Below are 23,043 nucleotides of genomic sequence, written 5' to 3'. Positions count from 1 at the left end.
ACCTCTTATCTTAGCTTTCTTTACTAGCACGACGGTTACGGATTTGTGCCAATAACTCATCTACATCTTCATCAACATCATCTGTGCTTTCTGCAACAGCTTTCGTTGGTGTTTCGTCTTTTGTTGCTGCAATTGCAGCTTCGACTGTAGAAGCAACACTAGAAGTTTTTTCTGCTGAAGGTTCTACGTAAGTACCACCACTCATTGCAGCTTCTAACATTAGTTCAACTTTTTCAGCACCTGGATTTTTTGGTAACAAAGTACTCAAGTCTGTAAGTTCCCAAGAATCATCAATATCAGATGACTTACGAGCAAACTTACTTAAAATATAACTTGGGTAATCACCTTGCATATCTTTTTTGATAACAAAGTCTGTACCACCTTCATAAGCATAAGGAATCTCATCTAACTCCCCACTTTCAAAGGCATCTTTAATGATTTTGAAAAGACTGTAGTTAATAGTGATAAATCGAACTTTACCTTCATGTGACTCTTCACCGTCTTTGACAGGTAGAGGATCTTTGACGATAAGAGCTTGGGCAATATACTGTTTCTTCTTCCAGTACTTCTTACCATTTACTTTATCATCCTTTGAATAAAATTCTTGTGATACGGCACAAATTGGGCACTTTTCACCAAACATAGACATACATGGTACGGACTTACGTTCACCATTAATATCTAAATTATGCATGACTTTTTCAACCATAAAACCCAAAGGATTTTCAACAGCATCAGGTAGAAAACGAACTATTGCAGTTTCGCCTGCTTCCATATTCCAAAAAGGGTAGTAGTTATTAGGTAGGCCCTGTCCACGTTCTGGCTTTTTCCAAGCATTACGTAATTGATCGACAGACATTTTATTTTTCATTTTTATTCTCCTTCTCTTCTGAGAGTGTTATTATATTTTCCAGTCTTGGACTTTACTTCGCTTCAAAGATGTAGTCAAGGTTTTCTTGCTACATTTTTATTTATGATTGAGTTCCTTTTGGAGCCCAATAATTACACTATCCCACACTATACGGTATTGTTCAGTGGTATCCCATATAGATAAATTTCTATCACCCATTTGAGTATAAATCTCAGCATGGTTATAAGAAATTTGCCAAGTATAGTGTTCACAAAAATTTTCGGGCTTTTGAAAAGTAACTAACCTTTCATTTTCTTCTTTTGTTACAAAATTAACTTCCGAAAATTTTCGAATCATTCCTGCTAACAAAACAGCATTATACAGAGGTTCATATAAAGCTTCAACAATCATTGTACCAGCCCATAGTCTAGGCCAACAATGATCAGCAACAGGTTTATACGATGGATTCAATTTACGTTGTTCTAAACTTGTAGCACTTTCCAAACCAGTCCATAATACAGGAAAATCATATAAGTCATTACCAATGCTACGACCATGATATTCGACCAATTGTTTTGTTCGTTCTTTTGAAGATAGTCTTTCAAGCCTATCTGCTAATGCATGAATGCGATTAGTTACTTTTGTAACTCGCTCTTCATGTTTCTGAATGGTATTTAGTTCACGTAATTTTTCATCAGCGACTAAATGAACTGGACAGTTTCGTTTATTATGATATTCATTTCGTATAGACTGTACTTCATCAATCGAATGAGATTTATGAATTCGGTAAATATCTGCATTTTCTTGCAGCTCTTTTAACCGATTTAACCGATCATTAATTGCATTACGGACAATAGTAATATCTTTACCACTACGCCGATAAATTACATCTTGAAGTTCATTTAGTTCTTGATGTCCAAATTGCTTGATCCTATCCACAACAATATAAGGATATGATCGAATATATTCCAACGTAAACATGCAAGCTCCTTTTTATTATTTTTATATGAGCTTATTTAGATTTATCAAGAAAATATACGATAAAACGTTAAGAAAAGCAACAGTTATAGTACACCAACTATGACTGCTCGACCTATTCTTGTGGTAGAAAAATTGATCGTTAAATTGTTGGCATCATTGATAATAACTGATGTAGGAATAAGTTGTTCATAAATGCTACCACCACTATCAATGTAGACAGATACGTTAACAAATTCAGTATTAAGATTGTGGGCAATAGCCCAAGCAGAACTTGCAGCTGATTGTGTATGTTTGTATCCTGCAACATTTAGGTCAGTTGTATTACGTGTAAAGTTACTTGCAGTTACGGATCCAGTACTAACATCTACACCACTACTCGAGACTCTTGCAATTTCCGTACCATTACTTGTTACTGCAACTTCACCAGCTACATCAGAAAAAATACCTGTATCATTATCACCATCAAAACCAAAACCTGGTAGTAATGCTGTACCACCACCAGCTAGTGATTGACCAGCAGCAGTAAAGGTATTATATACAATAGTATTTGTACTTGTAATAGATAACTTACTATTAAAGCCTGTTGTAGAAGTATCACCAATACCAAAATTAATTGATTGTAAGTTGCCACTAGCAAGATATAAATTACCTACCGAACGCATAAAGCCAAGATTTTCAAAAACAATATCAGCTTGTGTTGCGTTACCTTCTAATGTAATACTGTAGCCACTACCTGGATTTACAATTAATCCAGTAACAGCACTAACACTTAAAATTTGATTTCCTGCGACTGCAAAACCTAATGTATTTGGTGCAGAAATATACATACCAGTCCCTGTTGAACTAGTGAATGAATAAGTTGGTGTTGTTACATTGTTGTCGTTTAGATGTAGTGGATCTGTAACACCTCCACCACCAGCCCCAGCTAATGTATCATCAACATACTTTTTGGTAGCAGCATGCAAGTCGACTGTTGGTGCACCTGAAAGAGTTAAAGCACCTGTTAAAGTACCACCAGTTTTTAGAAGAAAATCAACAGGCTGTAATCCCTGCAAATATCTAGCATCAACTGTACCACCAGCACCATAATTTTTAACGTCAAGTACATTACCATTCTGGGTTAAATTATTTCCAGGCAATACTGAAGATGGGCCTGCAAATTCTACCCATGCTGTACCCGTATAAACATACTGATGCCAAGCATGCAAAGAAGTAAGATTATTAACTAATACAGCTGTATTAGTTGTTGGTACAATGAATGACCATGTACCTAATGTGGGATTATCCAATACTGCAATTGAATTACTTTGACCTACAAAAGATCCACCAGGAATTGCAGATGATTCCATTGATACACCAAAACGTGTTCCTGCTGACAAGCTTGACAATAGACCTAAATCTTGCCAACTATTTCCATCCCATTGTGTTAAATGACCTGCACCAATTGAAGACCAAGTTCCTGTTGCACCTGATGGAATAACATAGATGTCTGAGTAATTTGGAAATGCTGGGGCTGTTAAAATATTATCTGCAATTAAGTTAACATATTGAATAGGATCTTGCCACACCAAACCATTGACTAATGCATCTACATATCCTTTAGAAGCAGCATGTAAATCTCCTGTAGGATTGCCACTTAATACAAGTGGACCAGTCATGGTATCACCAGCTTTTGATAATTTTAATGAAGATATTTGACCTAGTGCAGCCTGCAAATCAGGGGCTGTAATATCTCCAACAGGTGTAACCGAAACATCTTCTGCAGTGTGTGTATGTATTTGAGAAGCATAAGGCCCACCCGCTAACCGAGGATCATCTGTACTAACAACAATTTTTGATGCTGTTGGTGTTAATAATTTCACCGTACCAAATTCAGTATCTGTAGCAGGATTTACGGATGCGTTTGTTCCACTACCACTTCCTGCAGGTCCAGTTTTGCCAACACCACCCAAACCTTGTTCAAAGATGATTGTATCATCGCGTAAAACTCTTGCAATTGGTACTTGTTTAACAGGATAATTTACAAAGTCAGATTCGTTTGGATCTTGGTTAACAATTTCACCATTATCTTTAACCCACAGTTTATCATTAATAGACCAACCTGCATTTTTCCAGAGTGGGTTTGTTACAGCACCTTGAATAATAACAGATTCAGCTTGCCCAACTAAAACATCACCAGTAACAATTGCCACAATTGTATTACCAATATCTGCATAATTAGCTAATACTATCTTACCTAAATTGTTAAATCGAACAATACTAAAAGCTGAAATATTTTGGTCTGCAATTGCTTCGATAACATTTGATTCAAGTCTGATTGCATCAATTCGTGATCCGCCAACATAAAATTTATCTTCAGAAGTAAAAAATTCTCCACTTACTTTTCGAACTGCTGCACCACCGTCTGCATAAAGAATACGACCAGAAGGAAAGTATGTTGATAACGTTCCAGCATTTCTTGAAATACCAACTTGAGAGTTACCGATTGGATATGTATATTCAATTGTACTATTAACTACTCTTGCTACAAATATGCGAATTTTTTCAACCCAACTACTAACACTTTGATTCCAAACTTTCATTTTAAAGTTAATACTATCAAACCAATGTTGATCGTTCTCAGGGCTTGTAGGAGCAGTTGGACCTGTCGTAAAAGGCTTAGAAGTGAATCCAAACGTTCTTTCACCTGTTAATACGTCTAAGTCTATGTACAATATGTAAGTTACAGATGGTTGAAAAATTGCAGTCCAAGCATTAGAAATAATTGAATTTTCTGTATGTGAGTATTCTGTGCCACCATGCGTAAATGAAAGCACAAGTGGTCCATTAGTTGTTAATAAATTAACACCCGTACTAACTTTTTGAAGAAAACTAGGATTGTTCGATAAATCTGTTTGGCAACGAACAATACCTTGGCGAAATGGTAGCTTCAACTTGTAATTCCTTTACCTTTATATTTTCGTTCTTTAACTTCTTTAATTTTTTCATTGCGTTTGTGATTTTTTAATGCAACAATGTCAGTTTTTAAACTTGTAAGCATATCAGTTAATGCAACAGATTCATGAGAACTTAAATAATGTTCCATAACCTGACTATATATTATTTTCTTCACAAGTTTTGAATCATATGAAGTTGTTAATTCTTCGACTAATAACATATTACCAAGTGATTGCAAGAACAGCTGCTTCATCTACAGCTGATAGTATTTGTGCTTTTTTAACATTAAACTTTTGTAAGATATCTAGCTTAACGTCTTTCCCATCATTCAATACTTGCAGTAATTGTGTATGTGTATGTAGTTTATATTCTTTTAAAACCGTTGAAGGGTCAATACCATCCACAGCGGTATTTAAAGCAACATACGTACTTAGGGAATTAAAACAATTAGCATCAATAATACTAATTGTTGATGTTGCCCCGTAAGAATCACTAACAAGTTTTAGATTACCTGAAACGATTGATATAGTAGCTTTATTTAAAAAGTCTGCATTTATTGCTGCAATAAGTGTATCATAGTCTTGTGCATCTTGCCCTGCAATACTAAAATATTCACTAACACCATCAATTACAACTTCAACATTATATACTGTTGGATCATTAACAAATCCTGTTGCGTCTGTTCCAACTACAGCCCCACCAACATCAATAATCTGGTATCCTGCTGAAGATGCACGACAAGAATAATCCATATCAGCTTGTGTTGTTGCTGCACCAATTAGATTTAATTGATCTTCTGGTTCAGAATCGTACATATGTGGATAACCTAATGCAGATGATAAGAAACCATCTACAATTTCATCTTGAGCATATGTAGCAAACAATAGAATACGATCTGTTTTACAATCAGCCAAAACTGCAGCATCTAAGTCTACCTGAGCTATCGGTGTTGATACCCAGACTACGTTTGCATACACTGTAGGATCACCTGAACAGTAAGCTTCTACTCCAGGAAAATACTCACCTAAAATATCGATATAATTTTTAGCCATTATTCTAACCTCAATAATACATATTGATTCTGTGTAACTGCTGCACCACTATATCCAGCATTTGATGTCCAACCACCCATATACCAAGTTGCAGACGCTGATACGCCTACTCGTGCCGAGTATGTATATGTTCCAGCCGCGCCTGGAGTATCAGTAATAATACTTGTTGCAATAACCGGTGAGTTTGAACTTGGTGCACCTAAAGCAAACACACCAATTAATGTTGTGTCTCTCCATAAAGAGATAGTCATAATACGGTTTGCACTAGATACTGTACAGGTGGAGGAGAACCACAAAACTACTCGAGCCGTTGGGGAACCTACTGTCATAGTATCGGAAAAGAATTGTGTTCCTTCTGTGATTAACGGAGGAGTATCATCATAGGGAATAACTGTTGTTCCCGATAATTGAGCCAATTGTGAAGACTTAAGCTGTGCTACACTGGAACCTGAGTCAGAACCATATACTAACCATTGAGTGCCATCCCATGTTTCCAAACGACCCACATCTGTGTTAAATCGAGTTTCACCTACCGTTGGTGAAACAGCGCGTTGTGCTGTTGTACCTGCATTAAGTGTTACCCCTTCGGTGCCAGGCAATACTGGATTACTTGCTAAAGCTAATATTGGATTACCAGCAACACCATCACCATCAGTAACAGTAATTTGATCTATCGTACCAGTAATAGTTCGATTTGTCCATGTATCAGCTGCAGTTCTAACTGCTAATCCGGTGCCCACCAATCCTTCAATAGCGGCTAAATCATTTGAGGGACTAATAGTTAATGTATCACCAGTAATACTTGTAGAAATACCTTCTGTTGCACCATTAATAGTTAATGTATCACTTGGAATATTAGCTGTTGTAGTACCTGTATCAGCATTAAATGTAGTAAACACAATTGGATCAGCAGCTGATGAAGAAATCGTTAATGTTTCATTAGAACCATCATTATTTTCGACTAAATTAATACCTGCACCTGCTACCAGTTTTCCATTCAAATATCCAGCTGTAGTATCATTGGATGAAACCTTAACTAGTTCATCCCCTAAACTAATTGTTTGATTTGCCCATGTACCAGTATTATAGACTAAGATCTGACCATCAGATGGTGTTGTTATATTAACATCACTTAAACCATCAATATTACTAAAATGAATAGAAGTATCAGCTATATGTGAATCGATTTGAGTGTGTGTGTTTGTACCGATATGAGCCAAATTATAGTGATCACTGACACCAGTTGCAGTAAAGGCAGTAACAAAAGCACTATCAACTTCAATAAAACTTGACGTTCCTTGACGCATAATAACTTTTGCTATTAAACGAGCATGAAAATTCAATTGTGGAGGTAAATCACTATATGGCTGTTCCGCTTGTGCATTTGCTAAGGTCGCAAATGTGGCACGTCCTCTAACAACCGAAATATGATCGTCAGATTCTATATAAATCCAGTTATTAAAATAATTTAATGCAGGGACATTCGCTAAAGTACCACTACCATCATCATATTGTGTATTATCTAACTGTGAACTTTCTGTTTCTATAAATCCACTTGCACCATCCTGATAGTAATAATCAAATGTGTCCGTACCTGTAGTGTCCCAAGCTTTTGTAGTAAATTTTGTTAATCCATCCCAAAAAACACCTGAAGTAATCATTAAATTTCTTGTTCCAGCTTCTGAAACAATACCACCGGAAACACGTGAGAATGGATTAGTATCGGACATACGTTGGATCATATGCAATGCATGATTGGCAACTACGGCGCGTGCAGGATTATGATAATGGATAACTGTATTTTCACGTAAAACTGTACCAAGATAAATGTGTGTATTATCATCTGGTCGAACAGTATTTGATTGAACAGTCGGAACACCACCAACTAAGGTTACAGTTATATGATAAATCACATTATTAGTGAAACTGCCGAGAACAGTAGAACTCCAATCAACAGCTTGGATTTCTGCTAAATCAGAATCTGCTGTACGGATAAAACCATTGCCAGCTGTAACTGTAATTGTTTGATCTCCATTATCACTAATATCACCACCCGTTGCAGAACCTGCAGAATGAAAAAAATCTAAGTGATTTTGAATTGTTGTGTAAGTTGAATATCCTGGAACAAAAGCTGCTGAAATGGTATTTGTGTTTATATTAGCTTCTGCTAATGTTTGATTAATAAAATTACCACTACTTGTGTCGTAGGCTAAAATTTCATCATCGGCTGGAGTTGTAATAACTATATCACCAAGATCATTAAGATTTATACTAGATTTTGTAAAATGAATTGTGCCATCTGCAATATGGGTATCAATCTGGGCATGTGAGTTCGTACCAATATTTTGAATATTTAGATGATCAATGCTACTTTCAGTAAAATGGATAGTTGCATCGCCTGTATGTGTTGTTAAATCAGTAACTGTTGCAAGTCCTGCTTCTGCCGCTGTTTGATTTATCCAAGTACTTGTACCATTATTAAATGCCAATAGTTCATTATCCGCAACAGGGCCAGTTTCAGTAACATCAGATAACTGAGTTAAAGAGTGAGTATGTGCTCCATCTATCAGTACTGTATCACCAGTAATGGATGTTGAAATATTATTCACACCAACTATTGTTAAAGTATCAGTATTTGTATTTGCACTGGTACTGCCTGTGTCCCCAACAACAGAAAACCAACGTTCAATATTTCCAATTTCGGTCTGAACTTTATCTGAAGACCATAGTACAGCAGGATCAGATGCAACACTATCATCAACGACAACACTCTCTGTCGAAGTTGAGGTAATAACTGGGCATGTATATGTTGATAAAATATTATCAAAAGTTATAACTTCGCCACCAGATAAAGCAACAGAAAAGTAGAAATCAATATTACCACCACCTACATTAACCATTTGTTCAAGAGTTGGTACAATTCCAACATCATTATTGATATTATCAATAAGATCGCCTGGACACGCTGATGAATATGTTCTTGTATAAATGACTGACATTATCTATTCCTTACACTCTCTCAATTATTAATCGGCTACTTTCTGCTAAGGTATTTAGTGAACCATTACCTGCTGTTCTTACACCAACAATTTCAATTGTATCTGTAGCAGTTAAATTAATAATATACGTACCAACTGCAGTTATAGATCCATCGGCTGATGAAGAGTGATAACTATATGTTAAAGCACCTGTAATTGCTGTACCATTTCTATATATTGCTGTTTGACAAGTGGTTACAGGATTAGTAGTTGTATTATATGCAACTTCAAACTGTATCTTATAATCAGCTGTAGTATTAATTGTTACCACCCCTGATGTATAAGAATAATCTGCATCAGCACGAATACTCGTATCAAACAATAATGTTGTTGGAGTAGTATTAAACGTTTGTGTTATAGCTCCATTGTGCTGCATAAAAATGCTTGGTGCTGATGCAATTGTTAATGTATCGCCTGTGATACTTGTGCTAATTAAATTACCACCAGTAACTGTTAACGTATCTGTAGTAGTATTTGCAGCTGTGCTACCTGTATCAGCTGCAATTGTTTCCCACAAATTCTGATCAACATTTGGACTTGTATTTGTAACACGAATCGCATCTAATGTTGCATCAACGTCAATATCAATACCAACACCACTAACCCAAGTTAATGTATCTGTAGTAGTATCTGCAATTGCACTACCCGTTGCAGCCCAAGTATATCCTGAATCTGTATCAGTAACTGCAAATGTTTCAAACAAGTTTTGCGACCCAGCTCCACCAGTTGCTGTAATTCTAATTGCATCTAATGTTGCATCAACGTCAATATCAATACCTGTACCACTAACAAATGTTAGGGTATCTGTAGTAGTATCTGCAATTGCACTACCCGTTGCAGCCCACGTATATCCTGAATCTGTATCAGTAACTGCAATTGTTTCAAATAAGTTTTGTGAACCACCGGTAGTTGCATTAATAGTAATCGTATCATTAACATCATCTGTAGTAATAGTAATATTTGTACCAGCAATAAATGTTAAAGTATCAGTTGTTGTATCAGCAACAACCGTATTCTGACCAGAAACTGCAATATTAGCAAATAGGTTTTGATCTACATTTGGACTTGTGTTTGTAATTGTTAATACATCACCAGTAATACTAGTTGATATTCCCGTACCACCACTAACTGTTAATGTATCGGTTGCGATATTTGCAGCTGTGCTACCAGTATCTGCACTGAATGTTTCCCACAGATTTTGTAGTGGGATCGTCGAATTAATCCAAGTACCAGCACTGTATGTTAATACTTCTGTATCAGCTGGTGTTGTAATAGTAACATTTAATAAATCATCAAGGTCAAATGTGCGAGTTGATCCACTTCCTGCTAGTGCGTATTGAGTGTGATCATCATCTGTTAGTCCACCTAAGTTACCATGATCTGTTAAACCACCACCAGCAAACACTGAACTAATTGTACCAACATCTCTCCAATCAACATAGTTGTTACCATCTGCATCAGCTTGGACAGCTGCTTTAGGTACATTTGTATAACCAGTTTTTGCATCATATAATACGGATGCAATTGGTGTAAATTCTTGGAATGGTAAACCACTCATTCCTGTTAATTCTGTTGACGCAGATTCTTGACCTCGTGGCTTATTCTGATAATCAACTGTACCAACAATAGCAACTATAGGATGACGAACATCATTTGTTGCAATGATGTGCATTAAGAAGTAATGATTATTTGGAATAGCTGTTAACTGCCAAGTGACACCTGTCCATTCATTCCAAGCAGGTAATCCATTCGTACCATCAACAAAACCAGAAGCATCACCACTATAAATTAATGGATATGTATCAGCATCTCGTTTGACCCAATCACCACTAGCCCCCGTTCTCCAAAACACTGGCAACTGTGCAGGTAGAGCTAAAATTTGTTCAAAATTTGTTGTAGCAGGGTTAGCACCACCAGCGTCGTGAACGATATCAATTGTAATATCTTCATCACGAATTTGACCATTGCTAACGGTAAATTGAGCATCAATAGCACTATTACCAGTACCACCAACTGTCATATCTGCTAAGGCTAAACCTGATGCAAATTGTGTACCTACAGTTGTATGTAAATAACTATGTGTTGCATAGTCCATGGTAATACCATGGCGTTCTTCACCAAATACTACAGCAACTTGATTTGTAACATCCCAATACACATTTGCAATATATGCATAATCAGATAATAAAGCAGGTAAGAAACCACCTGTTTGGATTTGCATAACTCCTGCACTATCTAAGTAGAAGAAATGCATTCCTTGAGTATTAGGAAACGTACCAGATATGGCTATCGAACTAGTATATCTAGTTCCCCAAATATACCAATCAAAACTTGCACCTGTAGGAGTTAAGGTAACAGTTCGTGTACCTTCATTAATTGTTAATGTTGTTTCAGCACGATCAGGAATACCAGTTGGCTCTTTTGTAACTATTGCATTTGATGCATAATAATTTTCAACATTTTGCCATTCACCAGCACCATTATTGTAGACTAATAATTGACCATCAACTGGAGACGTAACAGAAACATCTCCAAGATCAGAAATGTTAACAACACCAGCACCAGCCGCTAACTGTGTCCATGAAGTATCACCAACACCAGCTTTTTGCCAGACTTGACCATTTGTTCTTAAGTAGAGAGAACCAACTGGAGCAGCTTCACCAAGCGAGGGATCAGTAGAGCCTTGGAAAATACCAACACTGTCGTCTAAACTGACCCCACCGTCTATACGGGTTGCCTTATTAATATCTGCCATATTGTCTCTCTAATTTTTATTATTAGTTAATTGAGTATGCTGCTAAACGTTTTACAACAACATCAACTGCAGCTGTAGAAGTTACCAACAAACGCATATTACCAGCTGACACATCAACATCAAATGTTAGACCAGGAATTGCTCCACCTAATTGTAGTACGGAGAATCTGTTAAAGTCAGTATTTGTTGTACCATCATGCATTGCATGAATTTCAGCACTATAACGATTAGTTGAATCACCAGTGTTTTCACAAGATACAATCCACTTAGCAACATCAACACTTGCAATTGGATGTGTATCAACAGCTGTTTGTGTTGTAACATTAGTAGTCTTAATAACCTCTGATTGACCAACAATATCACGAATTGCTACATCTAGGTTATCAATTGATGTTGTGACATCATCACCGTTTGTAACAACATTTTGTTGTGTAAACGTATTGGCACCAAATTGTGTATCTAATGCATCAATAGAAGCTGTAATTGTTTGACCATCAGTAACAAAGAAATCATTTGTATAAGTTCTGTTACCAATTGCTACATCTAAATTATCCAAGTTTTGTGTAATATCGTTAGCTGAACCAACAATAAAACTACTTGTAAATGTATTGTTACCTAATTGAATATCAATTGCATCTAAGTTCAGAGTAACATCATTACCATTTGTAACGAAATTCTGTTCGGTAAATGTTAGTGGACCAATTGCAGCATCTAACTGACCAATTGCAGATTCTAAACTTGTGCTTGGTGTAATTATATCAGTAGAAGAATATGTAGGTGTTTCAGCCCCAGCAGCAGTCTTACCAATAAAATCACGAATGTAACTTAATTCTAAGTTGTTATTAGATCCTGAAATCTTAACCCAATTTGTACCATCAAATACCCACTGTTCTTCCTGTGCTGTACCTTGTTCAATCATCAAGGCATCACCATCAGTAGCTAGGTTAACATCTTCTGTAAATGTCCAAGCCCCAGTTGAACCACTAACAATGTAGACATTATCATTACCAGTTGTTAAATTAGTGAATAATAGTCGATCACCAGCTGCAATAGTTATACCATCAACCGTATCACCAACATTAGCAGCTGTTTCAGCAGCTGTAATATCAGCATAAGCAGTTGAGTCTAAAACTAATGCAGGTTCACGCCATGACAAACCTTGGACTAATGCATCAACATACTGTTTCGAAGTACCTTGACGCCAGTCAGTTGAATTGTTTTGAGTAGTTCGGTATTTCCAATAGACTTGCAGATTATCCGTTTCTGCATCTGTTCGCATGTAAATGGAACCTATTGGAGCCGCATCCTGTTCAGCCGAATCTCCACCAGGTGCACCTACACCTTGCAGAATATTGGCATTGGACGAAAAGTCGACTGATTGAATGTCCAAACCAAGTGCTACACGTGTTAGATCTAAAGCCATTTGTATATCTCCTTAACTACAGTTAAATTTTCCTTGTGTACGTACATCTTATTTATGAAGAGGTGGGGATTCTCACGGCATCAACTAGTATATTGTGTGCCTGAGGATTAGTAACTTGTAGTATTAAATCCGTACCAATTAATACAACATCCAAACTGTGAAGAACAATGTCTCCAATTATTCCATATTTGTTATGAGTTGGATTAGTCAATTGTGTGTGCATTGCAAGAACTTCGTATGAAGTTGCAAGATCGAGAGTTTCATCAGTAACCGTAATTAGCCACTTTGAGGAACGATACATCCCAATCGGAACTGTATCTACATTTACAGTGGCACTTGGACCAACCGTTGCATGCAATTCAGTTAGTGGACTGCCACCTTTTCCACGTGTTAATATTACTGACATTGATTACTTGCCCTTATGTTTATTTTTATTTACTTGAATAAATCCACGGTGTTCACGCAATATGGTCTTTAGTTTAACTTTTGTTATCAAAGGAGTTTCGGCTATTACTTGCTCAAAGTTTTCACTTTCACGGACTGGAACTGACACTAAGACATTTTCACCAAGCACTTTAACAGTGTAATCTTGATATTCAATGTTTGAAGAATTTTCTGGTTCAGATTGCTGACTACGTTTTTGCAAGTCATTGATTAGATCGAAATTTTCCATATGCACCACCCAATTATGCTATTTATCACTTATTTATGACACAGGTGATGTTGCGAAGGTATAAATAAAAGAAACTAGATTAGCGGAGTTAACTAATGGCAACAAAGAAAATCACAACTTTTTTCACAAAAAATGGTGTGCCTGAAACTGGACTATCACCTTTAATGACGATACGAGAATTAGACCCAGTTAATCCAGCACTTTCAACTGTTGTTGTGAATGGACTTCCTATGACAGAAATCGGCGGAGGTTGGTACCGTTATGACTATGCTTCCTATGATTACACCAAAGATTATGTTTTTCTCTCAGATGGTGGGGCATCTCTTTCTGCATTTGAAAGATACCAAACTGCTGCAAATGAATCCTATCAAGAAGATAATGCTTATGAGACTTGGACTTCAGTAGGTACTGATTATCTCGATTTAGGCTCAATGGGTCGTTATATTAATGATATGCATACAGATACACAACAATTACGCATTGATGTAACATCAGCAATCATTTTAATTCAAACACTCTTGAAGTACGACGAAAATCGTACGAAGATTGATAAAACAGCAAAAACATTAACAATTTACGATAATGATGGTACTACACCTCTGAAAGTATTCTCATTGCGTGATTCTACTGGAACACCAAGCGTTACTGAAGTCGTTGAACGTGTGCCTCTATAAGGATATTAGATGGCTGATCCACTTAATGGTCTAATTACAAACGGGTTAGGTGTAGACCTTCCTGCAGATGCAATGATCATTACTGCAACAACGTTTACATTAGGTCCAGTTAATATTTCTGTTCCAGTAATTGGTACGGGTGGATCTATACCGTTGCAGCCAGGACAGGTGCAAGATTTTTATAAACCTGTTGATCAAGTTAATTTACAACCAAAACAAGAACCTTTCTACACACCATATCAAGTTCCTGTTAAAAAGAAAGTTGTTAAGATTACTTTGAAGTTTGGTGAAAAAGAAATAGAGAAAGAGTATTCGGTTCGAGAGGATAAGTTAAAAATTATCATTAAGGTATTAAATTTTGTTAATCGTGTTAAATCTGGAATTAGCATGCAAGTCCGCAATTTAAAACGAATTGCTACGAAGGCTTCTGTAAAAATTCTACGATTTCGGAAACGAGATTAACATAAATACATAATGAACGTTTAGGATTAGGTTATGGATGTCATTTCACTTTCAGCAATTAAAGAAGATATTTTTGATTTTACTCTAGATATCCAGGGGTTAGATAGCTTGGATGGTCTACGAGTTCAACTTATTATTCAATGCAATGATGTTGGATATAGCTTTAATTGCGTTCGAGAAGGAAGTGAAAATAAGTTTACTGTTAAAGTTCCACCCTTGACACACATCGAAAGAACAGCTTATCCTTACCGTATTGAAGTTGTTGCTGAAGGATACCATTTCATCCCTATGACTGGTACAGCAAACTTTACAAAAGATCCATTTGTTACTATGCACAATAAGCCTGAAATTCGTACCGAGGTTACGCCACCAGTCCAACGACCAGTTCAGGAACATCGCAAAACTACACGTCCACAGGAAAAATCTGTTCGTCAATTAGCAGAAGAAGCAATGCAAAAGATGAAGAAGAAGGATTCTAAGCCTGAAGATGTGAAGAAGATAGCTGAGAAGATTGTCAAAACTGAAAAGCCTGCAATGGTCAAAGAAGAAGTTGATGACGTTTCAGTTACTTCAAAAATTGATCGTGAAAAAGAAGAAAAGTTGCGTAGTGTTCTTGATCAATTCAAAAATCAATCTTCATCAACAAAACCTGCAAAAGCTGGTCTAATTAAGCACTAAGCAATTTTAATTGGTGTAAGTGATCACCCATCTTCATTAAATGTTTGCATAATCCTGGGGCTTGGGCTGGATTTACAGGAGGACGTTCTGTTGTTTTAACGTATGGTTGAGGCTTCTTCCCATATAAACTTCCATCATCAAAGTTCCAAGTAGCAAAACGATAATAAAAGTCTAAACAGTTGCAGCGTACTTGACATGTATTTTTATTAGGATCAATTGGTTGAATATTGTAATCTTTCCCATCAGTTGCTTTAAAAGTTACATTTGAAGGTGAAGCTTCACCATACACTACATCGTTAAAAAGAATTAAAGGAGAGTAAGTTCTTCCTGCATTTCGAGCAGTTCCACGAAATAACATTGTTCCTGCCCCTTGAAATGGACTAATCTTCATACCAGTAATTTGAACTTCATCCGTTGAAAACTGACGTTTTTTAGTTGGGACGTTACGAATTGCACTTTGCTCTAAATCTCGCAAAGCAGAATCTTCGTCAAGTGGTTGTAATAACCAGTGAAATGGGATTGTTAGGTATACTCCGTCCATGGAGAGTATTTATCCTATTGATTAAATTGGACCATGAATTGCGATTGCAATAGCGATGGGCATACCAAACGCTACAACGAGTGCAAATAACATGCCAATTTCCGTTTCAGTATCAGCCTCTAAAAAGACTTTTTCTACACGTGAAAGTTTCATATTAAACCTCATTAAAGTAAGGGTGAACATTTACATCATCTACCTCACCTAAGCCAGGTAAACTCAGTGCCAAGTACTGTCTTCTAACAGCAAATTCGGGAACGATCTGATCTGTACGCATTAATGCACGTCCCACAATTTCAGATAGTGAAATTGGAAATAACTCAGCTCGAACCTTATATCCATGTTGACGAGCAGTATTAATGAAAAAAGCTCGTCTCTTTGCTGATAGATTCGTGTTATCAACAACAATAGATTCTTTGGTGTGAATCATATTCATAAAGACCTTTTGAGTCTTTGCACCAAACTCTTTATCAGCCGTAGACAACTTAAACGCTTCTGTGTAATCGGAAGAATACCAATCCAAACGCAAAGCATCCCAAGAATAATAGTGGTGATCATCTAACAATGAGTTATTCTTTAACCATGTAGATTTACCACAGTTCGAAGGACCAATTAGCATTACTAACTCTGGTCCATCAACTTCTGCTCGAGGCTTAATCCACATATTATTATATGCTTCTTGCCACAATTCTGTTAGCCAAGCATTAGTATTCGCCTTCTTTGTTTCATGATCATCAGAGATACGACCCCAACAATCCGAATAAAGAATACGTCGAAAGATGTGAAAGTCAGCTACAAATTCAGTTGTTCGATACAATCCTTCTCTTTTATGAGTTTTCTTTAAACCATAAGGAAGATGATTTTCAATCAACCAACCAATAGCATATAAATCTGTTGGTTGTAAATTAAATCTTTTCATCAGTGAAGGATTTGACATCATGTAGTGTTCAAATAACCGAGCACTAACTAATTCATGCGCAGCATATCGACGATATTCCGTACCATCTGCACGTTGCAGAACTTCTTCAGCATAAGGTTTACCTACATCGTGAAATGCACAAACTAATGCACCAATAATATCATTACGATTCCATTCCTCTTTTGCACGAGAAATATATTGGCTCACCACCATATCCGTATGTACGGATACGTTTGCTTCACGATGCCATGTGGAATCTTCCACAGTTTGTAACATGGTTTTATCTTTTGGTGTCAAGAACAATACATTTCCATAAACACGGGAATTACATGTTTCTTTAAACTCATTGAAATACCACGCAATAAATTCATTACGTACATTCATAATATTCTCCAATTTGAAAAAATATTATCAACGATAATTGAAGGATTTACAACTTATTTGAAAGGAGAGTTTGGAGGAGGTAATGAAGAAAATGCACTAAAGTCGGGGGTATTATCATTTGGGTCGAATACATCACCCATCAACATTGGAAGTGGTTCATCATTCTCATCAAAGAATTCCTCATTTGTATATTCATCTTCATCTACAGTATATAATTTGTCAAATGCTTCCTGTTCATAAGAAGCAATTTCACCCAACAATCTTACACATATTAATGAAGCCATTATACAGTCATCAGTACTTCCAACCTGAGCTTCGTAACTATCTCTTTTACGTGCAAAGGTTTTAATTTCTTTAAGAAGAACAACTGAGTTTAATTGTATTCCACCTCTTTCAATTAACAAACGAAAATCCAAAGCTGCTCTCATCTTTTTCTTCTTAGTTGTTGTCATCCCAAAACGTTTCTTCCCTTCTTCAGAAACCATTTCTGCAGAGTTAGAAGGATTTTCATCATTTTGATACAAAGCAATAATACCTTCACCAACACCATTATTTTCAACAGAAAAGTAAACTGTGCAACCTTTTAATTCCATTTGTCGAATAATCCATTTCATCTTTGCATAGACTTCAGGTGATGAAAGTGTATTTGATCTGAACTCAGCAACTTGAAACATTGATGGAAAGTGAAATACTTCAATAACACTAAAGTCCATTCCTGTGCCTGTTGAGGGGTCGACACCGACTAAGTAAATTTCTTTCTCTTTAAATTCGCCAAAAAATTGAAAATCATTTTGTGAGTGTAAGAATGGTTTACGATTTGTATCTAACATTCCTGTTAACGTAGAATCAATTAACAATGCATCTGAAGATAAAAATTCACATTCATATTCCTGGTCCCACTTCAATTTACCAAGAGTTGCAATCTGTGCTTGTTTAAATGCTTCGTCACGTCCAGGTGGCTCATCCCAACGAACTCGTGTTGGGTAGAATGGAAACTTATGTCCTTCACCAACACCAACATCAAGACCAACTTCAGCACTTCTCCATATTTGTGCAAATAGATTAATATCTCCATTTGGTGTAGAAGACATAATGCATCCACCACCAGTAGATAAGGTAGGTGAAATAGAAGTCCAAAATTCTTCTTGGATACCAGGTTTAACAAACGCAAATTCATCTAAAAATAGTAATGAAATAGACATACCACGACCAGCATCTTCAGACGTTGCTGTTGATACAATACGTGATCCATTATCAAAGCCTACATTATGTTTGTTCCATCCATCATCTAAAACACCAGGCTTTAACCAATTAGGCAAATTTTCATAAGCATAACGTATTCTATGGATCATTTCCATAGCATTTGAGTTTTTGTTTGAAGCAATTAGAATCGTTTGATCAAAATTAAAAATTGCATGCCATAAAAGATAAATTGCCGAGACGGTTGATTTACCAGTTTGTCTAGCACTTAGAACAACATTGAAACGATTATTTTTGAAGTTCTCTACCATTCTTTCTTGATAGGGGTACAGAGCAAATGGTACAGAACCTCGCATGGGGTGTTGAATACGGGCATATGTTTTAATGAAATGCACAGGATCTTGAGCACACTTTTTAAGCTCAAGCACTTGTTCGGGAGTAAATTCCGTTTGTTCACCGGCTCCCTTGATCCCTGGATTATTCTTTCGACTTGCCATAATGGATATTTAGTATTATAAATTAGAGGGTTACCTATTAAAGGTAATTTTCAAACCAGCTCTCATTTTATTTTTATATCCACCACCATATGTGTCTAATACTATTTGTCGAATGTTGGGAAGTCTCGGTGCACCCATTGGATTAGATCCTAGACCAGTATGAAAGATAGAAGTAGACTTATCATCTGCATTATAGATAGCAAAATAATGATCTCCACCTTCTCGTAAAGATTTTAAAATATATTGTCGAATTTTAGATAGTACAGGTCGTTCTGTAATCGAAACATAAATGCTACCTGACTTGGGTGTACCTTTATCGCCAGGAAATCCTATTCTGGGATTCTCTTGTCTTAGTCCTTCAACCATATCGGTGAAGTCAACATAACCATAACTTCTAGCAACTGCATCTAACGTTTGATCTGGTTGATCTCGACCTATCATCTTTTCATACATTTTAATTGGTGATGTAACATTTTTCCGTCTTTTTACTTCAATCTGAATTTCTTCACCATCTAAGGTTGCAACAATGTCACCATGTTTCTTAAACTTTTCAGCAATAGCACGAGATTTATACCTATCTCCGAAATAATCTTGAAGATAGGCATCTACATTCTGTTGTGCTTTATCACCACGACTAACACGAGGTTGCACTGCTTCGAAAAGTTCAATTAGTTTCATTCTTTCGGAGTAATATCTTTTTCGTCAGGATCTTGAGATAGAATTTGTTTTAATAAATCATTACGGTCAACAATGATATTATTGTTAACTGTTCTAGCCCCACCAGGCATATCTTTTGGAGACATTCTTTGGAGCTTATCTTTGTGTTGTTTCATTGTTGCTTTTTCTTTTGCAGCATTTAAAGCAGTATTAAGTAAATTGGCAGCTACTTCCATATTACGGGCTTTATACTTACCTTCAACTAATTCTGCTTCTTGACTCTGTGATTCAAATGCATCAAAAGCTGCATCATAAACTTCTTGAAACTGGTCTTCTAGTTCACGATCTTTTTCATCGTAAGTTTCGTGTGGAACAAGTTCTGTTGAACGTTGTTCTAGTTCTACAAGAGTAGTTCCTGGTTCAATATCGAAGACATCTTCAACTGGATGTGTTACTTGTTGATGCGTTGTTGTTTTTGTTGTTTTTGCCATAGTTATCTCATTGTATACTCGCCAAAAAGTAAATTTCTCGAGAAATATGTTGTTCAAGAAAATTTGGATCTAACCGAGCCAACATTCGTCTATATAATTTTACTCGTGAAACTTCCTTAAAATCAGAAGTAAAGAATAAATGTGTTACATTATGTTGTCTTATATATTTTTGGATTTGGTCTAATATAACTCCAAAAATTGAGAAAGCATTTCCTTCACCAGATAGTCTTGTTTCACCATTTCGAGAAAAATTTACTTCTACAATATTAGCATTTGGATCTAATTCAATATCGAAAGCATTTTCCATTCGTTGATAATCTAGAGCATGAAATCCGACCATAATTATATCATGATTAGACATTGTAATAAAAATTTGTTCACCACCAGACATAGGACGATGGTCAATATCTATTACTTCAGGTTTATCAAATATTTCAAATAATTTCACTTGAATAAATCCTGTTCTGTTAAAATCCTAAATGTAATACCACGCTGTTGACACCACTGGATGTGTTACTTGATGTTGAATTATTGTTTTTGTTGTATTTGCCATTATATTCTCACTAATCTTATACGAGTGCTAAATAAAAAACATGATGACCATCTAATTCTTGTTGAAAGTGTGGATCTAATTTTTTACATATTCTATTATATAATTTAACTCGACTTGGCTCGTTTATAGAAGCTAAAAATACAATTCCTTGTAGATTGTGCTCTTGAACAAACTCTTTACAAATTTGTGCTACAGTTGATAATATTGGAATTGCATTTCCAGTACCAGTTAATTTCTGTTTCTTGTTGCGACTAAATGCAAATTCAGCAAATCGTGTAGAGGCTGGTACTTGAAATCCATAAGCAGCAACCTCATCTCCATAACTTATATTAAATCCAACTTCAATTTTATCTGAATCAATTTCAAATCGAGCCACTGCATCAAATAGTGAAGATTCTCCCCATTCCCATGTTGCAAATGATCTATTGAAAATTTCATCTAATCTCATTTAAACAAATCCTGTTCTGTCAAAATTCTGAATACAATACCACGCTGTTGACACCACTGTGATGCAGCCAACCATTTCGCCTTATTTATTGCGGCTGTAAGATTCTCTACCAATCGGGTTTTAGGATTTCTTGCACGAGATTGCCGTACAGTATGGTATGTTTGATTCTTTGGCTTGATCTCAACTATTTCTTGAACAATATCACCATCTTTGTTTCGATACTTAATATAAAAATCAGGGTAATATTTGTGCACTCGATTATCAGTTGGCTTTAAATAAGGTATTGCAACTTCCTCAGAAGCCCATTCTAAAACGTTTATATTGTTGTCCAAGAACTCACAAAAGGATCGTTCCCAACTTGATCTGTACACGATTTTAGAGGGATCTCCGATGTACTTATCAGGATTTTTAGGTGTATAGTTACCTTTTTGCCATCTTGCCATTAGAAACCAAAGTCGACATCATCTACACTTGGTATATTGGCTTTAATGCTGTCCGTAACATTACTTCCGTATCCTCCGAGTGCGTCTTCTGCACGATCCTCTAATGCTGATATAGCTTCATCTTGGTACGATTCTTCATATAGATCATCAACAGTGCTTGGTGAACCATAATCTTCACCAGTAAAACGCAACTGTGATTGACCCAATGCACTTGCTTCTTTCAATCCATCAACAAATTCACCATGAGCACCAAAATATAAACCCGTTTGAACATTTAGACTATCATATGCAAATTGGCAACCAATTGTGGTTGTTTGACCGTCAGCCATATCATATGGATCAAATTGAATCTCTTCAATTTTAGGATTGAAGTAACGATACAGATTAAAATATCGACCACTTTGCCACAAATGATAAACACGAATTTCACGAAAGATATCTTTGTGTGGAGCGATCGATGGTTGTTTCATTGAAGATGAACGAGCATTGGACGAGAAATTCATCCCATTATTTTCAAAATCTGAAGGATCTTCTAAACGATATAATGGGCTCATTTCACGCATATATTGTTGAAAGAATTCCATAACATGATTTTGACTATCATCTAAAAATGTCATAGTTGCTGATGGGTAAGTAACTTTTGTTAAAACTCTTGTACGAAAGTTATACATATTAACCATTTCATATTCAAAAGTTGGATTTGGTCGTTCAAATGTTTGGCAAAAGGCTGCAGTTTTTCTATTACCATTTGCTAAAAAAGTTGGATGATATTCTCCATTTAAAACAAATTCAACTACAAACATGAATTTGAATTTTGGTGCATAACCAATCAAATCTGAAGCATAATGAGTTGACTGACATACTTCAATAGCCTGATTAACTTCTTTTGGGTCTGTATATAAACCTTTGATTAATTTTTCAAGATTGGTAAAATCAGCAAGATATTGTGGAATATCTTCTAATTGAAAATTACCTTGTTTGATTTTCTCTGCAATTTGCTTTGCAGAACCAATTGCTGTATTAGCAACACTTGGGCTAAATTGTAATATTGATGAATTTGTTAACTCATAATTTAGTCCCATTTTATCAAAGACCCAAGCAACACCATCTCCAACAACAGTATTCTTCTGAGCAGTATTACCAATCTTTACAAGTGTACGTAGTCGATCAAATGCTTTGTTTTGAATTTCAAGACCAGAAACATTTGATATTGCATCAAATGCTGAGAACTTGTCAGTTGGCTTCTCCTTTTCAGGACAAGAAATAATAAATTTACGTGGATCAATAGCCATTTAGACTCCAATAATATTTTTAGTATTTATTAGGAAGTTAGAAAAGAAAAAGGCTCGTAAAAACGAGCCTTTCCTATAAATGCACGTCCCTGTGCTAA

The 23,043-nt window shown here is 36.0% G+C and carries 23 protein-coding genes; 3 read left to right on the top strand and 20 right to left on the bottom strand.

Annotation, left to right across the window (positions count from 1 at the left end):
• Window positions 1-10 precede the first annotated feature (10 nt).
• From AC220I_RS00340 to AC220I_RS00295, 10 genes are all read right to left on the bottom strand, one after another.
• Window positions 11-871, bottom strand: a complete 861-nt coding sequence (locus tag AC220I_RS00340) for a hypothetical protein (RefSeq protein WP_486721847.1) — start codon at window positions 869-871, stop codon at window positions 11-13.
• Between the two features lie 96 nt (window positions 872-967).
• Window positions 968-1,831 (bottom strand): hypothetical protein, encoded by an 864-nt coding sequence (locus AC220I_RS00335; RefSeq protein ID WP_486721846.1) that lies wholly within the window; start codon window positions 1,829-1,831, stop codon window positions 968-970.
• An 83-nt stretch (window positions 1,832-1,914) separates the two neighbouring features.
• Window positions 1,915-4,764 (bottom strand): hypothetical protein, encoded by a 2,850-nt coding sequence (locus AC220I_RS00330; protein WP_486721845.1) that lies wholly within the window; start codon window positions 4,762-4,764, stop codon window positions 1,915-1,917.
• Complete coding sequence (locus AC220I_RS00325; RefSeq protein ID WP_486721844.1) at window positions 4,761-4,988, bottom strand: hypothetical protein; 228 nt, start codon at window positions 4,986-4,988, stop codon at window positions 4,761-4,763. Before AC220I_RS00325 ends, AC220I_RS00330 begins: the two co-directional genes overlap by 4 nt.
• Before the next feature lies 1 nt (window position 4,989).
• Window positions 4,990-5,820, bottom strand: coding sequence for a hypothetical protein (locus AC220I_RS00320; RefSeq protein WP_486721843.1), 831 nt, complete (start codon window positions 5,818-5,820; stop codon window positions 4,990-4,992).
• A complete protein-coding gene (locus AC220I_RS00315) occupies window positions 5,820-8,819 on the bottom strand; it encodes a beta strand repeat-containing protein (protein WP_486721842.1) in 3,000 nt (999 codons plus the stop codon). The genes AC220I_RS00320 and AC220I_RS00315 overlap by 1 nt, the downstream gene beginning before the upstream one ends.
• Window positions 8,820-8,829: 10 nt before the next feature.
• On the bottom strand, window positions 8,830-11,613 hold the full coding sequence (locus tag AC220I_RS00310; RefSeq protein WP_486721841.1) for an autotransporter outer membrane beta-barrel domain-containing protein: 2,784 nt from the start codon (window positions 11,611-11,613) through the stop codon (window positions 8,830-8,832).
• A 22-nt stretch (window positions 11,614-11,635) separates the two neighbouring features.
• Window positions 11,636-13,036 carry a hypothetical protein gene (locus AC220I_RS00305; protein WP_486721840.1) on the bottom strand — a complete coding sequence of 467 codons (1,401 nt, stop codon included), beginning with the start codon at window positions 13,034-13,036 and terminating at the stop codon, window positions 11,636-11,638.
• A gap of 52 nt (window positions 13,037-13,088) precedes the next feature.
• The gene (locus AC220I_RS00300; RefSeq protein ID WP_486721839.1) at window positions 13,089-13,442 is read right to left on the bottom strand and encodes a hypothetical protein; all 354 of its coding nucleotides are present in this window, start codon (window positions 13,440-13,442) and stop codon (window positions 13,089-13,091) included.
• 3 nt (window positions 13,443-13,445) lie between these two features.
• A complete protein-coding gene (locus tag AC220I_RS00295; protein WP_486721838.1) occupies window positions 13,446-13,709 on the bottom strand; it encodes a hypothetical protein in 264 nt (87 codons plus the stop codon).
• Between the two features lie 95 nt (window positions 13,710-13,804).
• Here AC220I_RS00295 and AC220I_RS00290 point away from each other — a divergent pair, with 95 nt between their 5' ends.
• From AC220I_RS00290 to AC220I_RS00280, 3 genes are read left to right on the top strand one after another with little or no spacing between them, the layout of a single operon-like run.
• A complete protein-coding gene (locus AC220I_RS00290) occupies window positions 13,805-14,383 on the top strand; it encodes a hypothetical protein (RefSeq protein WP_486721837.1) in 579 nt (192 codons plus the stop codon).
• Window positions 14,384-14,392: 9 nt separating this feature from the next.
• Entirely contained in the window at window positions 14,393-14,845 is a 453-nt protein-coding gene (locus AC220I_RS00285; RefSeq protein WP_486721836.1) for a hypothetical protein, read from the top strand.
• Between the two features lie 33 nt (window positions 14,846-14,878).
• Window positions 14,879-15,523 carry a hypothetical protein gene (locus tag AC220I_RS00280; RefSeq protein ID WP_486721835.1) on the top strand — a complete coding sequence of 215 codons (645 nt, stop codon included), beginning with the start codon at window positions 14,879-14,881 and terminating at the stop codon, window positions 15,521-15,523.
• On the opposite strand, the gene AC220I_RS00275 is transcribed toward AC220I_RS00280, so the two are convergent.
• The 10 genes from AC220I_RS00275 to AC220I_RS00230 all read right to left on the bottom strand — a co-directional run bounded on the left by AC220I_RS00275 (window position 15,513) and on the right by AC220I_RS00230 (window position 22,945).
• On the bottom strand, window positions 15,513-16,064 hold the full coding sequence (locus AC220I_RS00275; protein WP_486721834.1) for a hypothetical protein: 552 nt from the start codon (window positions 16,062-16,064) through the stop codon (window positions 15,513-15,515). The genes AC220I_RS00280 and AC220I_RS00275 overlap by 11 nt on opposite strands.
• Window positions 16,065-16,085: 21 nt before the next feature.
• Window positions 16,086-16,217, bottom strand: a complete 132-nt coding sequence (locus AC220I_RS00270) for a hypothetical protein (protein WP_486721833.1) — start codon at window positions 16,215-16,217, stop codon at window positions 16,086-16,088.
• 1 nt (window position 16,218) lies between these two features.
• A complete protein-coding gene (locus AC220I_RS00265) occupies window positions 16,219-17,364 on the bottom strand; it encodes an AAA family ATPase (RefSeq protein WP_486721832.1) in 1,146 nt (381 codons plus the stop codon).
• A 53-nt stretch (window positions 17,365-17,417) separates the two neighbouring features.
• Entirely contained in the window at window positions 17,418-19,061 is a 1,644-nt protein-coding gene (locus AC220I_RS00260; protein WP_486721831.1) for a terminase large subunit domain-containing protein, read from the bottom strand.
• 30 nt (window positions 19,062-19,091) lie between these two features.
• Window positions 19,092-19,712: a hypothetical protein gene (locus tag AC220I_RS00255; protein WP_486721830.1), complete on the bottom strand. Its 621-nt coding sequence runs from the start codon at window positions 19,710-19,712 to the stop codon at window positions 19,092-19,094.
• Window positions 19,713-19,735: 23 nt separating this feature from the next.
• On the bottom strand, window positions 19,736-20,209 hold the full coding sequence (locus AC220I_RS00250) for a hypothetical protein (RefSeq protein WP_486721829.1): 474 nt from the start codon (window positions 20,207-20,209) through the stop codon (window positions 19,736-19,738).
• Between the two features lie 7 nt (window positions 20,210-20,216).
• The gene (locus AC220I_RS00245; protein WP_486721828.1) at window positions 20,217-20,657 is read right to left on the bottom strand and encodes a hypothetical protein; all 441 of its coding nucleotides are present in this window, start codon (window positions 20,655-20,657) and stop codon (window positions 20,217-20,219) included.
• A gap of 121 nt (window positions 20,658-20,778) precedes the next feature.
• Window positions 20,779-21,210, bottom strand: coding sequence for a hypothetical protein (locus AC220I_RS00240; protein ID WP_486721827.1), 432 nt, complete (start codon window positions 21,208-21,210; stop codon window positions 20,779-20,781).
• Window positions 21,207-21,653, bottom strand: coding sequence for a TnsA endonuclease N-terminal domain-containing protein (locus AC220I_RS00235; protein WP_486721826.1), 447 nt, complete (start codon window positions 21,651-21,653; stop codon window positions 21,207-21,209). Before AC220I_RS00235 ends, AC220I_RS00240 begins: the two co-directional genes overlap by 4 nt.
• A complete protein-coding gene (locus AC220I_RS00230; RefSeq protein ID WP_486721825.1) occupies window positions 21,653-22,945 on the bottom strand; it encodes a hypothetical protein in 1,293 nt (430 codons plus the stop codon). Before AC220I_RS00230 ends, AC220I_RS00235 begins: the two co-directional genes overlap by 1 nt.
• Between the last annotated feature and the right edge of the window lie 98 nt (window positions 22,946-23,043).

It is taken from the genome of Fusibacter sp., from assembly GCF_057447755.1.
Note: the sequence above shows the minus strand (reverse complement) of the source record. Positions and strands in the feature narration are given on the sequence as shown.